General features: G+C 70.5%; 10 protein-coding genes. 3 read left to right on the top strand and 7 right to left on the bottom strand.

Features of this window, described 5'->3' with window-relative positions; all coding sequences use genetic code 11:
• Window positions 1-41: 41 nt before the first annotated feature.
• From ACFV6H_RS21775 to ACFV6H_RS21795, 5 genes are all read right to left on the bottom strand, one after another.
• Entirely contained in the window at window positions 42-713 is a 672-nt protein-coding gene (locus tag ACFV6H_RS21775; protein ID WP_385544552.1) for a DUF5825 family protein, read from the bottom strand.
• A 65-nt stretch (window positions 714-778) separates the two neighbouring features.
• On the bottom strand, window positions 779-2,779 hold the full coding sequence (locus ACFV6H_RS21780) for a RiPP maturation radical SAM C-methyltransferase (protein WP_385544555.1): 2,001 nt from the start codon (window positions 2,777-2,779) through the stop codon (window positions 779-781).
• Window positions 2,780-3,045: 266 nt separating this feature from the next.
• The gene (locus ACFV6H_RS21785) at window positions 3,046-5,115 is read right to left on the bottom strand and encodes an alpha/beta hydrolase family protein (RefSeq protein ID WP_385544558.1); all 2,070 of its coding nucleotides are present in this window, start codon (window positions 5,113-5,115) and stop codon (window positions 3,046-3,048) included.
• Window positions 5,112-6,497, bottom strand: coding sequence for an MFS transporter (locus ACFV6H_RS21790; protein WP_385544561.1), 1,386 nt, complete (start codon window positions 6,495-6,497; stop codon window positions 5,112-5,114). The genes ACFV6H_RS21785 and ACFV6H_RS21790 overlap by 4 nt, the downstream gene beginning before the upstream one ends.
• 713 nt (window positions 6,498-7,210) lie before the next feature.
• Window positions 7,211-7,888, bottom strand: coding sequence for a TetR/AcrR family transcriptional regulator (locus ACFV6H_RS21795; protein ID WP_385544564.1), 678 nt, complete (start codon window positions 7,886-7,888; stop codon window positions 7,211-7,213).
• A 152-nt stretch (window positions 7,889-8,040) separates the two neighbouring features.
• Here ACFV6H_RS21795 and ACFV6H_RS21800 point away from each other — a divergent pair, with 152 nt between their 5' ends.
• The 3 genes from ACFV6H_RS21800 to cutA all read left to right on the top strand — a co-directional run bounded on the left by ACFV6H_RS21800 (window position 8,041) and on the right by cutA (window position 11,150).
• Window positions 8,041-9,084, top strand: a complete 1,044-nt coding sequence (locus ACFV6H_RS21800) for a medium chain dehydrogenase/reductase family protein (protein ID WP_385544567.1) — start codon at window positions 8,041-8,043, stop codon at window positions 9,082-9,084.
• Between the two features lie 65 nt (window positions 9,085-9,149).
• A complete protein-coding gene (locus ACFV6H_RS21805) occupies window positions 9,150-9,788 on the top strand; it encodes an SRPBCC family protein (RefSeq protein ID WP_385544570.1) in 639 nt (212 codons plus the stop codon).
• Window positions 9,789-10,820: 1,032 nt separating this feature from the next.
• Complete coding sequence (cutA, locus tag ACFV6H_RS21810) at window positions 10,821-11,150, top strand: divalent-cation tolerance protein CutA (RefSeq protein ID WP_385544573.1); 330 nt, start codon at window positions 10,821-10,823, stop codon at window positions 11,148-11,150.
• Window positions 11,151-11,230: 80 nt separating this feature from the next.
• Here the strand turns inward: cutA and ACFV6H_RS21815 are convergent, their stop codons facing one another.
• Both ACFV6H_RS21815 and ACFV6H_RS21820 read right to left on the bottom strand, forming a co-directional pair.
• Window positions 11,231-11,674 carry a GNAT family N-acetyltransferase gene (locus tag ACFV6H_RS21815; RefSeq protein ID WP_385544576.1) on the bottom strand — a complete coding sequence of 148 codons (444 nt, stop codon included), beginning with the start codon at window positions 11,672-11,674 and terminating at the stop codon, window positions 11,231-11,233.
• Window positions 11,640-12,854, bottom strand: coding sequence for a helix-turn-helix domain-containing protein (locus ACFV6H_RS21820; protein WP_385544579.1), 1,215 nt, complete (start codon window positions 12,852-12,854; stop codon window positions 11,640-11,642). Before ACFV6H_RS21820 ends, ACFV6H_RS21815 begins: the two co-directional genes overlap by 35 nt.
• Window positions 12,855-13,000: the final 146 nt, after the last annotated feature.

Genomic DNA, 13,000 nt, shown 5'->3' on the forward strand with positions numbered 1-13,000 from the left:
GCCGCGAGTTGTCTGGAGTTGCCTGGGGTTGCCTGGGGTGTTCAGATGGCCATCGCCTCCTGGACCCAGCGGTTGACGCGGTACGGGAGCCACCACTCCAGCTCGCCGACCTGGAGTACGAGTCGCTCCTGGTGGAAGTCGGCGAGCGCGTCCGGCGCCACGGAAGCGGCGGCGCCGCCGTATGCCAGGCGCGCTATCGCCTCCCGGTAGTGCGGCTCATCCGCGGTGAAACGGCGCAGGTCGCCCCAGCGGCGGTCCCGGATCTGGACGAAGCCCGGTCCCTGCCGCCAGAGGCACTTGCCGAGATAGTGGGCGCCGCGCCAGACGCGCAGTGCCTCGTCGGCGGCGGGCTCGTCCGGGCCCTCGATCCGTTGCGGCGGCTGGAGATGGCCGAGGATCCGGGAGGTCTCCTCGTCCTCCGGGTCCACGCGGAGACTCCACTCGACGAGTACGGCACGGGCCGTCAGATCCCTGATGACGCTGAGGGCCTGGACGGCGCGGGCTGAATTGATGGTGGCTGAGGCGGTGGCGGCTGTGGCGGTGAGATCCACTACGCCGGGCACACGTACGCGTCGCGCGCCCATGTCCCAGAGACGGTCGCACTCCTGGTCGACGGGACCGGTCAGTGCGATGTCGCCGAGGAACATGCCGGGCAGGGCACAGGCATCGAGGTCGTAGTCCCGCCAGGCGGTGACGGTGAGAGTCGGGCTCATCGGACTGGTCCTCCTGGTCTCCCGGTCGCGCCGGAGCGGTCGTACGGATACGTCAGACGCGGACGTCATACGGATACGGGGACGGCGGGCTGACCGGCGGCGACCGGCGGACCTTCGACTGGCGGGCCCTCCGGCCGGGCGGTGTGGAGGTGCCGCATGAAGTCCAGCCGCAGCAGGTCCTCGTTGACCGCCGACGGCGCGACATGCACGTACTGCCCGCCGTCCGTGAACAGCAGCCCGAGCCCGAGCCAGCGGTCGAGCACCGCCATGACCTCGTCCTCCTCGCGCGCCGCGCCCGGCAGCCGGGCCGCCGCCTTACGCGTGAGGGCCGCCGGCGTGTGCGGCTGGTCGAGCAGACGGAACAGCACCAGCTCGTACGGATCCGTCAGCTCCATCGCCCGCCACGCGAAGGCGCGCCGCCTGCTGACCAGCACGATCCGGTCACCGAGGTCGGCCTGCGTCAGCCGCGCCTCGACATGGTGCTTCTTCCACGCGGCGAGCGCGTCGTTGAGCGCGGACACGGTCGGTTCGCCGATCCCGCGCTCCGGCGCCTCGAAGACATAGGCCAGGTCGTACAGCTCCTTCTCCGGAAGGTCGTAGGTGAAGCGGTAGTGCGCTTCGGGCCGGAGCCCGGAGAAGCCGAGTTCGGGACGGTTGAAGTACGGGCTGAACCGCTCGATGGCGATACGGGCCGAGAGATCGACCGGCGGATTGAGATGTTCCAGCGCCGGTATCTGCGCGATCACCGGGTCGTAGTCCTCGGCGGTCTCGCCCGGAAAGCCGTGCAGATAGTTCCAGGACACCGACAGTCCGGTCTCCGCGCCGTCGCGGAGCATCCGTACGTTCTGGCAGCCGCTGACGCCCTTGTCCATCAGATCGAGCACCCGGTTGTTCAGGCTCTCGATGCCCGGCTGGACATAGATCAGTCCCGCGTCGGCGAGCGTACGGAGCTGGGACCGGCGCATGTTCGCCTTGATCTCGATGTGCAGCCGCAGGTCATAGCCGCTCTCGATGATGCGCGGCAGCACGGTGGAGAGATAGCCCATGTCGAGGATGTTGTCGACCACGTACATGTCCAGGACGCGGTGGCGGCGGGCGAGATCCATGATCTCTTCGTAGAAGGTGTCGGGGCTCTTGCTGCGGAACTGCATGAAGGAGCCGTTGAGTCCGCAGAACGTGCAGTGGTGCTTCTCGCCCCACCAGCAGCCCCGGGCGCCTTCGACCACGAGTTTGGGCTCGACCCAGTTACGGGCGACGGAGGAGGCAAGACGCTCGAAGTAGCCGCTGTAGTCGGGCGGCAGGATGGTGGCGGGCGGCAGCGGGGCCGTGGCCATGGCGTTGACGACGCTGGTGCCGTCCGCGTCACGGTGGCAGAGCCCGGATATGGCTCCGACGGCGGGCGGCGCGTCGGAGGAGTCAGAGGGGTCGGAAGAGCCGGAGGAGTCGGACGAGTCGCCGAGCGCCTTCAGCAACTGCGGGAAGGCGGCCTCTCCTTCACCGCGAATCACATAGTCCACGAACGGGAAGTTGCGGTGGACGGCCGCGCCCTGTTCCGCGTCGCAGTTGGCGCCGCCCATGACGGTCACGATGTGCGGCGCGAGCCGTTTGACGTGCCGCGCGGCGGCCAGGGCCGCGGTGTTCTGCTGGAAGGTGGAGGTGAAGCCGACGACATCGGGCGCGTACTCCACGATGCGCCGGGCGATCTGCTCCACGAAGGCCGGTACCTCGCGGTGGAGTTCACGGGTCATCCGCATCCGGGACTTCCGCAGTCTGCCGCTCATCGACGCCGTGAACTCGTCGTCCCGCCAGGAGGGATCGTCGTACAGCGCGGAGGAGAAGACCCAGTCGCCGCAGCCCATGAAGTAGGAGGACAGCGCGTAGTACTCGTAGTCGTCGGCGGTGAATTCGGTACGGCGGGTGATCCAGTCGGTGAATTCGAGATTGGCGTGCAGGACCTCGGCGGTGGCGCCCGGCACATGTTCGTCCACACTGCGCTTGAGTATTCCCAGCGCCAGGGATGGAAGATCGATGGGCGACCAGGGCATGTTGACCAGCAGTACGCGCACGTGAGCTCCTCGGGAACGGCCGTCTTCAGAAGAACGGCCGGCCCGGCGGCGCGAACCGCCGGGCCGGCCGACGAGAACTGGTCGAACGGGTCGAGCTGGTTCAGCGGGTCGGACTTGTCCGCAGGGCGGGACTAGTCCTCTTCGCCGTCCTCGGCGTTACGGAACGGAACGGTGACCGTGATGCCGATGCCCGGCTTACGGTTCTCCTCGTCACCCGCGAGCGGGTCGTTGTTGATGATGTCCTTCTCCATGAGTCCTTCTCCTCTCTATACGTGTTCTGCGGTGCCGGTCCCGGCCGCTGGTCCGGCGCGGACAACTGGTCCGGTGGGGACGCGGGCGGGATCCTCCCTCCGGCCGGAGGGAGGCGTCTTGGGGGTGCGGTCGCGCGCGGAGGTACGGTCGCGCTTCGAGTCGCGGTCACGCCGGCGCAGTTCGCGGTCGAGGAAGACCATGGCGCGGCGCAGTACGGCGACGTGGTCGCCGCCTTCGTAGCCGTCGTGACCGGTGTCCAGCCACATCGACTCGTGGCGCGCACCGGCGGCGCGGAGCGCGGCGAGATAGCCGCGCACCTGGCCGGGCGGACACTTGGCGTCCCGGGTGGCGGCGACGACGAGCAGCGGTGCCCGCACGCGGTCCGCGTACCGTACGGGCGAGCTGCGCGCGTACCGTTCCGGGACCTCGTCCGGTGAGCCGCCGAACAGCCGCTCGTCCAGGGCACGCAGGGCGGGCGTGGTGGTGCGGTACGCGGCCACGCTGTCGGCGACGGGCTTGACCGCGACGCCCGCCTGCCACAGCTCCGGCCGGGCGCCGAGGGCGAGCAGGACGAGATAGCCGCCCCAGGAGGTGCCCCACAGCCCGACGGCGTCGGCGCGCACCAGCCCACGGGCGATCAGATCGGCGCGGACCGCGACCAGATCGTCGACCTGGGTGAGGCCGACGCCGGCGCCGAAGGCCCTGCGCCAGCGCGGCCCGTAGCCGGTGGAGCCGCGGTAGTTGACGCGGGCGACGGCGAAGCCGGAGGCGACGAGGGAGTGCACGACGCCGTCGTAGGCGTCCCGGTCGTGGTCGGCGGGCCCGCCGTGCACCAGGAAGACGGCGGGCGCGGGAGCGTCATTCTCTTTGGCCGGAGCGGGGATGGCGGGGAGTGCGGGGAGGCTGAGCAAAGTATGTACGGGCCCGTCCGGGCCGGGCGTCCAGATGTCCCGGTGGTCGCCGGGGACCTGTCCCGGGATGGTGCTCAGCGGTGGCAGGGCCGTACCGGCGGTGGAGTGCATACGCGGCGGATGGGCCGTGTCCGTCCACAGGTAGTGGATATCTTCCGCGCCGTCTCCGGTATCTCCGCCTGCGCGAGGTGCGGCGTCCAGCAGGCTTCCGGGCGGGGTCGGCAGCCGGGTGAGAGTACGGTCGGCCGGCCGGGCGCGGTGGAGGACGCTGCGGCCGTGGCTGTCCTGGCGGATCAGTACCGTACGGCCGTCGGGATACCAGCGGGCGGTGATCTCCGTGTCGAACGCGCACCAGTCGTGGACGACGACGCCGGTTCCGGGACTCCAGCAGGCGAGCAGATAGCGGTCACCGGCCTCGCGGACGAGGAGCAGTTCGTCGCGGTCGGCGCGGGGCGCGAAGCCGAGGGACCAGAGTCGGCCGTACGCGCCGGGCGCACCGGACACTTCAGGGCGCCGACCGTGGTGCTCACGGGATGCGCCGGACAGCACGGTGTGCGGCGTACCGTCGGCGGTCAGGACCGTCACCGCGCGGTCCGAGCCCGCGGGACCGCTGATCGCCAGCAGTCCGGCCCGTGGGCTGACGCCGGAGAGCGTGACATGCCCGTCGACGCGCGTCACCTCGCATGCGGGACCTCCGCGTACACCCCTGTGGATCGTGGTCGTGGAGCCGTTGCCCACGCCCATGGCGACGCTCCCGTCGTCGCCCACGGCCAGACCGCGTGAGGTCCCAGGCGGCACGCCGGTCAGCCCGAGGCGGTCGGGCCCGCCCTGGAACGGCTGGAACCGCCAGTGGCCCTCGCCGTGTACGTCCTCGTCGAACCACCACACGTACGCGTCCGGGTCGATCGTCCCGTGCGGCGTGCCGCCCTGACGGTCCGTCACCTGACGGGCGCGGCCGGTGGCTGCGTCCCAGGTGAACACCTCGCACCGGCCGTCGGCGTCGGCGGTGAACACCATGAGCGCGGGATCGGTGGCGCAGACATCGGGCAGGGCGGCGCGGTAGACCTGGTAGCGGGCCGAGGTACGGTCCGCTCCCGCGCTGTTGCCGGTGCGGGGCTTGTGGGCGACGGCCTCCTCGGGACGACGGCCGACCGGGCCCCGGGAGCCGGTCATACGGCCCGTCCCTTCGCCGAAGCACCGGTCGCCGGAACACCGGTCGCCGGAACACGCGTCGCCAGAGCACGGGCGCCGCCGAAGGTCAGCCGGCCGGCCAGGAGCGTCAGCAGCGCGGCGCATACGAGCGCGGGCGCGGCGTTCCCGGCGTGCGCGGCCAGCAGCCCGGCCAGGGCCGGTGCGAGGGCAGCGGCTCCGCCGACGGCGGTGGCCAGTACGGAACCGGCGCGGGCCTGTAACTCCGGTGGTGTGCCGTGGATGGCACGGGCCTGGAGGACCACCGTGGCGAGCGGCATGATCAGACAGAATCCGCCGAACAACGCGCCGTAGCTCCATGGTTCCGCCGCCGTCGCCAGCAGGGCCGCGAGCGGGACCATCAGCCATGACACTCCGACGAGCGTTCGCGAGGCGCTGAGCCGGACGGCGAGCCGTGGCGCGGCAAGCGAGCCGACGAGCCCGGCGGCGCCGGACACCGCCAGGACCAGGCCCATCGGCGCGCCGCCGTGGCCGCTCTCCTGGAGCGTGAAGACGGCGTCGTAGTACAGCGCGGCCAGCACGCCGTTGACGGTGGTGGTCCACACGAGCACCAGCCGCAGCAGGGACGACGTACGGACGAGCGCGAATCCGGCACCGGCCTCGGCGACGAGTACGGCACGGGAGTGACGTACGTACGGGCGCGGATCCGACCGCAGATCCGACCGTAGGTCCGCGCGCAGATCCGAGCGCATGGATCCGACGCAGACGGCCGTGACGGCGTACGAGAGGGCGTCGGCCAGGAACGGCAGGGCCCGCGACACCTGGTAGAGCATGCCGCCCAGGGCGGGACCGACGACCAGCGCGCCTCGGTCGCCCGCCTCCAGCCCGGCCACGACGCGCGGCAGACCGCCGGGCTCGGAGATCAGGGCGACCGTGCCTCGGGCGGCGGCCTCGTAGCAGGCGGTGGCGGTCCGTTCCACGAGCACGGCACCGAGGAGATGGGCGAGCGACGGTCTGCCGCCGGCGACGGCGAGGGCGACGGCCACGGAGGCCATCGCGAGCGCCGAGACCGTCGCCGACCAGAACATCACCTGCTTACGCGCGCCACGGTCGGCCGGTACGGCGACCAGCGGCCCGAGCACCAGCCCGGCCGCCGTGGAGACTCCCGCGACGAGTCCCACCACCGCGGGCGAGTGGCCGAGCCCCAGGAGCAGCAGCGGCAGGACGACTCCGGACGCCTGACTGCCGAGGGAGTCGGCGGCGTTGGCGCACCACAGGAGCTTTACGTCCCGGCCGATGCAACGGGCGGGCTTGGAAGATTCGGCCGCCGTCGGCGGCCACGGTAAACCGGCTTTCTCGACGCCCGAGGCGCCCGAGGCGCCTGTTTCAGGAACTGTGGATTCCACGCGGCCCCCCGGTTCAAGATGAGCGGAAAACGTGCAGGAATCGAAACGATCGGGAGCCTAATCAGGCTCCGCCGTGGAGGACAAGGACGCCCGGAGGAGGATGTGTTCGGTTTTCCCCAGACGCCATGACGGCCGTTCCGCGCCCGGTACGGCACCGGGCGAGCGCACCGGTTCCGGCGCGCGGACGGCCACGGCCATCCGCACATCCACTGTGGATATGCGTGGCGGCGACGGCGTGTTCGCGGAATTCCCGATTCGCGTTGGCATTCGTACCGCCTGGTGTGTCAGGAGTGCACCGCGCCGGAAGAAATCATTCCGTGCCATTCACGCGCGACCGGATCGGACCGGATCGGCGGAAGAACGGAATACGCCGATCCGCGCGCGGCGAGGCATCTCAACTGCGCGGGGCCCGGGACCTGTGACCGCCGGGCACGGCCCGTACGCCTACGCGCGTCGCTTCCGGCGCGGATGACCGCCGAGCCTCCGGCCGCCCGGGCCGCCGACGACGTCGCTCCTTCCCGGTGGCGAACGCGTTACCGACCGTCAGCGGGCAGCGCGGCACGGGCGCTGCCCCAACGGGAGATGTGCGGAAGGAGAGTTGGGCGACAGGTGGAGATCGTTCCGGACCACCGGGCGCGCCAGGAGCCCCTTGGTGGATCACGCCGGACTGTTGCCACTGGTTCAACTTATTGGCCGGAAAAGCACGAGATACGTCAGTGCGCCGACGGGCCGGTCAGATCGTCCAGTTCAGCGGCGAAGAGCAGCGCCGGGTCGAATCCCATCCCGGTGAAGTGGCCGGCGAGTTCCAGGGACAGGGCGCCGTGGATCCGGGTCCAGACGGTCAGGGCCCGGTGGAGGACCGCGGGCGGGGCCGGATGGTCGTCCGCCCACTCGCGGTGGTCTTCAAGGTGCACGGCGAACGGTGTCACGGGCCGGTCCGACGGCAGCGCGGCGCAGGCGTCGAGCAGGGTCGCCATGATCTCGGACGCGATCAGGGTGACGTCGTCGGGTGCGTGGTAGCCGGGGACGGGTGTGCCGTAGATGAGGAAGTACCGGTGTGGGTCGGCGAGCGCCCATGCGCGCAGGGCGTGTGCCAGCCCGGCCAGGTCGGCGCCTGACTCGTGGGTGGCGGCGCCGGACTCGTGGGCGGCGCGGACGGTGTCGGCGAGGCTTCGGTACGCGTCCTTGATGAGCGCGGTGATCAGCTCGTCGCGGCCGGCGAAGTACCGGTAGAGCGCAGGCCCGCTCATGCCCATCTGCTTGGCGATCGCGTTGAGCGAGAGCGCGGACGCGCCCGCCGTGGCGATCTGCTCCCAGGCCCGTTCCTTGATCTCCTCGCGCACCTGGGCGCGGTAGCGCTCGCGCGGGGTCTTCGTGCCCGTCTCTGCCATGGCCTGCACCTTTCCACACTCTGCCCAGCTACAGACTCACGATCCAGTTAGAAGCTATCACGAAGCCTATTGACACTCACCTTCACGCATAGTTATAACTTCTAACGAACGCGAAAGCGAGTAACCCAGCACGGAACTCGGTGGAGGTCGTCATGAGCACTGAAGTGAACGCCGAAGGACTGGTCGAGATCGTCCTGCCGGGCAAGGTGGAGCCGGAAGGGCTCCAGATCCGGCGCGGCGCCGTGCCCGCCGCGGGCTCGGGACAGATCGTGATCCGGATGGAGGCGACCGGCGTCTCCTTCGCCGAGCAGCAGATGCGCCGCGGCCGGTACTACGACCAGCCGGCGTTCCCGTTCGTACCCGGCTACGACCTGGTCGGCACGGTGGTCGCGACCGGCGAGGGCGTCGCGCCGGACCTGGCCGGCACCCGGGTGGCCGCGCTGGTCAAGGTCGGCGGCTGGGCCAGCCATGTGCGCGTCAACGCGGCGGACGCGGTCGAGGTTCCGGCCGGGATCGGCGCGGCGGAGGCGGAGACCTTGGTGGTCAACGGCATCACCGCCTGGCAGATGCTGCACCGCAAGGCGCGGATCCGCGCGGGGCAGACCGTGGTGGTGCACGGCGCCAACGGCGGCGTCGGCTCGGTCCTGGTCCAACTCGCCCACGCCGCAGGCGTGAAGGTGATCGGTACGGCGTCCGCCCGCCACCACGACGCCCTGCGGGAACGAGGCGTCACGCCCGTCGACTACCGCACCGAGGACGTCGCCGCGCGGATCCGCGAGCTGGCGCCCGGTGGAGTGGACGCCGTCTTCGACCATGTCGGCGGCCGGGGCATCGTCGGCTCCTGGCGCCTCCTCGCGCCCGGCGGGACGCTCGTCTCGTACGGCAGCGCCTCCACCCGGGACGACGAGGGCTCCAAGCAGTGGCCCGTACTCAAGCTGCTCGGCCGCGTGTGGCTGTGGAACGCGCTGCCCAACCGCCGCCGCGCCTACTTCTTCAACGTCTGGGCCGGGCGCGCGCTGGCGAAGAGCCGGTTCCGCGCCCGGCTGCGCGCCGACCTCACCCAGGTCTTCGCAGCCCTCCAGCGCGGCGACGTCACGGCCCAGATCGCCGCGCAACTCCCGCTCGCCCAAGTCGCCGAGGCCCTGCGACTGGCCGAGTCCGGAACGGTCGCCGGAAAGGTCGTACTGAAGCCGTAACGGGCAGGCCCATCCCCACTCACCCGCAAGCCCACAAACCCACAAGCCGATAACAAGGAGAGCCCATGTCCAGCTTCAGCATGAGCCCGTCGACGTCACGAACCGTCCGAGCCGCCGCGCTCACGGTCGCACTCGTCGGCGCTGTCGGAATGACCGTCCCGCCCGCCCAGGCCGTCGGCCACCACAGCGGTCCCTCCGCATGCCGCGGGGAAGGCGTCGACAGCACCGCCGTCATACGCTACGAAACCGACGTCGTGATCAACGCACCGCTGAACACCATCTGGAACCTCCAGACCGACGTGGAGCGCTGGCCCTCCTGGCAACCGCCCATCACCACCGCCGAACGCCTCGACTCCGGCCGCCTCCGGAAGGGCTCACAGTTCCACTGGACAACTCCGGCGCCCGCCACACCGACAACTCCCGCCACCACCCTGAACATCACCTCCACCGTCCGCCAGCTCCAGCGCCACAACTGCATCGTGTGGAGCGGCCCGGCGATCGGTGAAGGCCTGCGGATCGACGAGGGCGTCCACCTGTGGACCTTCAAAAAGGTCAAGGACGGCGTCCGCGTACACACAGAGGAAACCTGGACCGGCGCCCAGGTAGAAGCAGACATCCCCACCGCCACCGCAGCACTCGGCGCGGGCCTAGAAGCGTGGCTGCGCGACCTGAAAACCACCGCAGAAGCCCACCCCCACAACTGACCACGCGACACCGACGCCGGGTGGCCGACAATGTCCCCGAGGACAAGCCCGACGGACGCCAGGATGAGAAGAAACAGGAGCTACGCCGGTTCCCAAGAACCCAACCAAACCCAACCCACCGCCCAGATAAAACCCCAGCCCACGAAGTGTCGTCCCCACGCAGGCGGGGTTGGTCCGGGGGCCACGGCCGGTGACCCGATGACGCACGCGGGGTTGGTCCGACGCACGAGTACTACCGCAAGTCCGACCCGGAGTCGTCCCCGCGCAGGCGGGGTTGGTCCTCAGGACGGCCGCTTCACACCGGGCAACGCCCCGTCGTCCCCGCACACGCGGGGTTGGTCCACCGCCATCGCCAGGCACGACGACCAGCCGGGGATGGTCCCCGCGCACGCGGGGTTGGTCCGGCGTTTCGGTTCCTCGTGTGTGAGGCAGCCTCGTCATCCCCGCGCACGCGGGGTTGGTCCCTACTGGCGCGAGTCGCGCGGCCTCGGCGGCAAGTCGTCCTCGCACACGCGGGGTTGGTGCCGGCGTCGTACGGGTGAGCGTGTCCAGGGCCTGATGATCCCCGCGCACGCGGGGTTAGCCCCGAGGACTTCCGCGTCGTCAGCTTCACGGCTGAACGGTCCCCGCGCACGCGGGGATGGCCCCGACCTGCACTTCGTCCACGTGCGACTCATTCGGTGATCCCCGCACACGCGGGGTTGGTCCTCACGGTCCGGACCGATGGCTGCGGGAGGACGAATGGTCCCCGCGCACGCGGGGATGACCCGCTGGACGTCCTGGTGGAGCGATCCGAGCACACGGACCAGCGGCTCAGCGCGGCGGAGACTGCGGCGACCGCGCCGACGGCCCGGGGCTCGGCGCTGGAGCGCCGGATTTAGACTGCCTCCGGCATCGCTGCGACGCTCGGGGGGCGGGGTCGGGGGCGGGATCCTCGCTACGGCCTCGGCGGACAGCAATACGCCCACAAGGCCGGACAGGGGGCGCCTTCGTCATGTTCGGGGTGTCCGGAGGCTGGATAGGCTCCCGGCCATGACTGACCTTGTACAGGTGTCCACCGCCACCGAGACCCGTGACCAGGCCCTCCAGCTCGCGCAGTCCGCCGTGCGCGAGCGCCTGGCCGCCGGGGCGCAGATCATCGGCCCCGTGACGTCCGTGTTCTGGCACCACGGCGAGTTCGGTACGGGCGAGGAGTGGCAGCTGCTCATGAAGACCCGCGCCGACCGGTACCCGGCCCTCGAAGCGCACCTGCTGGAGCACCACCCGTGGGACAGCCCCGAAGTGAGCGCTGTTCCCATCGTGGCCGGGGCGGAGACATGCCTCCGGTGGGTGGCGTCCAGCACTCTTCGGACCGCCCGGTAAACGGGCCATCCCCGCACGGGCGGGGAGGAGACTTCGACACGGCAACCCGTCCGGCCGTCGGGCAGGGTGTGGTCGTGTCCTTACAAGGAGGACCGGTAGAAGATCTTCCCAGCCTGGGGCTTCGCTCCCAGTGCTTCGTAGAACGCGAGGGCTGACGGGTTGTCTGCATCAGCAGTCCACTCGACACGAGAGCAGCCGGCCTCTGTTGCCACCGCCTCCAGCTTTGCCATGAGAGCACGCGCGACACCGCGGCGCCTCGCGCGCGCTCGTACGTACAGCTCTTTGAGATACAGGGACGTCTCAGCCCCGGCCGCCGGCCAGAGGAACGTATAGCTCGCCATCCCAAGGACTTCAGCCCCATCACGGGCGAGCAGGACGGTCGCTGCGGGGCGCTCGCCGAACAGTGCAGCCCGTACCTCGGTGAGGTCACCGGGGGCGTTGTCGCCGCCGTAGTACGCCTCGATCTCACCGAGGATCGTGGCGATGATCTCAGCGTCCGCCTCGGTCGCCTGGGTGATCTCCACTGTGTCCGTTGTCCCTCTCGCCGGCGGGCAGCGCCAGGACCTCCCGCAGCACCCGCACCTCTGACACTGCTCGCGCCTCGGGAACCTTAACGGCAACATCGCGGGCGCGGAAGATGATCAGAGGTGATCGGTGCTCCGGCGTCAGATCAACAATCACGTTCGTAGCGTGCGACGCAGCCGCCGCGGTATCGCCGTCGGCGGCCAAGCACATCGCCTGATCGAGACGGATCAGCGCCCGGTCCGTGTGATCGGCAGTCGGGTACAGCTCCAGCGCACGGTCCTGCTCCTCGCGCGCCCGACGGGTGATCCCCAGGTGCGTCAGTGCATTCCCTATGTGGAAGCGCAGTTGGCTTTCCGAGTAGCCGAACGCTGACTCCGTACGCTCTTCCGCGGGGAGCCGTCCCAGTGCTGTCTCCGCAGCAGCCAGGGCCACGGCCGTTTCCTCCGGGCGCCCCAGCAGGGCATGAGCCCGCGCCTCCAGCGGTGCCGCCAGGGCGGGGCCGGCGCAGGGCAGCCCGCCGGCCAGTGCCTGCGCGCGCCCGGCCAGCTCCACGGCGCCCGCCAAGTCGCCGCTGTAGTAAAGCTGGTACGCCTCCTGCGCATACATCCATGACAACGTCGCCCGGTCCTCCGCCGCGGCTGCGGCGGCCCGCCCGGTTCGCCACCAGGCGCGCGAACGGTCGTCCTTCATCTTCAGCAGGGTGAGCGCCATGAGGCCAGCCATACGGGCGGTGGCAATCAACAGGCGCTTACGGACGGGGGCGGACTGCCGTCCCGTCAGCATCAGGCGCAGATCGCCGAAGTCCGCGAGCAGCTCGGGAAGAAGACGCACCTCGGGCCGGTGACGGGTGGCACGCCCGTGCCGGGCCACCGTGTAGTCCACCTCATCAAGGCTCGTGCCGGTCAACGGCCCTGCGGCGAGCGCCTCGTGGAGCCCCCGTTGAAGGGCGTCCGCCTGCGCGAGCGGATCCAGACCGGGGCGTACGTCGGCAAGCGCGATCAGCTCCCCATCGGCGCCGAGGGCCGCGTCCAGAGCGGCAGCCAGGGCGCGCGTGGGTCGGCGCTTACCCAGCTCCAGGTCGGAGACGTGGCTCTTGCCACAGCTCGCGAGACGCGCGACATCGCGCACGGATCGGCCGCCACGGAGGCGCCGTAATGCCTCGCCGAAGGACTCGGTCATGAGTGCTCCCCTGTCCGCCGTCCGCAAGGGTGCGGACGCGGGCGGACACGATGCGTCTGTGCCTGGCGGTCTGTGTCGGAAACGCTACTGGCCGGACCCGGCGGTCGTCCCACGGCCTCGGGCGCGGCCAACGCCAGAAGGAGCGT

The sequence above is a fragment of the Streptomyces sp. NPDC059743 genome, assembly GCF_042732975.1.
Classification (GTDB): domain Bacteria; phylum Actinomycetota; class Actinomycetes; order Streptomycetales; family Streptomycetaceae; genus Streptomyces.

Bases quoted from the DNA above. Each gene is read 5' to 3' on its own strand.
- ACFV6H_RS21800 (WP_385544567.1), top strand. From the start codon at position 8,041: ATGAGCACTGAAGTGAACGCCGAAGGACTGGTCGAGATCGTCCTGCCG.
- ACFV6H_RS21785 (WP_385544558.1), bottom strand. From the start codon at position 5,115: ATGACCGGCTCCCGGGGCCCGGTCGGCCGTCGTCCCGAGGAGGCCGTC.
- cutA (WP_385544573.1), top strand. From the start codon at position 10,821: ATGACTGACCTTGTACAGGTGTCCACCGCCACCGAGACCCGTGACCAG.
- ACFV6H_RS21805 (WP_385544570.1), top strand. From the start codon at position 9,150: ATGTCCAGCTTCAGCATGAGCCCGTCGACGTCACGAACCGTCCGAGCC.
- ACFV6H_RS21795 (WP_385544564.1), bottom strand. From the start codon at position 7,888: ATGGCAGAGACGGGCACGAAGACCCCGCGCGAGCGCTACCGCGCCCAG.
- ACFV6H_RS21775 (WP_385544552.1), bottom strand. From the start codon at position 713: ATGAGCCCGACTCTCACCGTCACCGCCTGGCGGGACTACGACCTCGAT.
- ACFV6H_RS21820 (WP_385544579.1), bottom strand. From the start codon at position 12,854: ATGACCGAGTCCTTCGGCGAGGCATTACGGCGCCTCCGTGGCGGCCGA.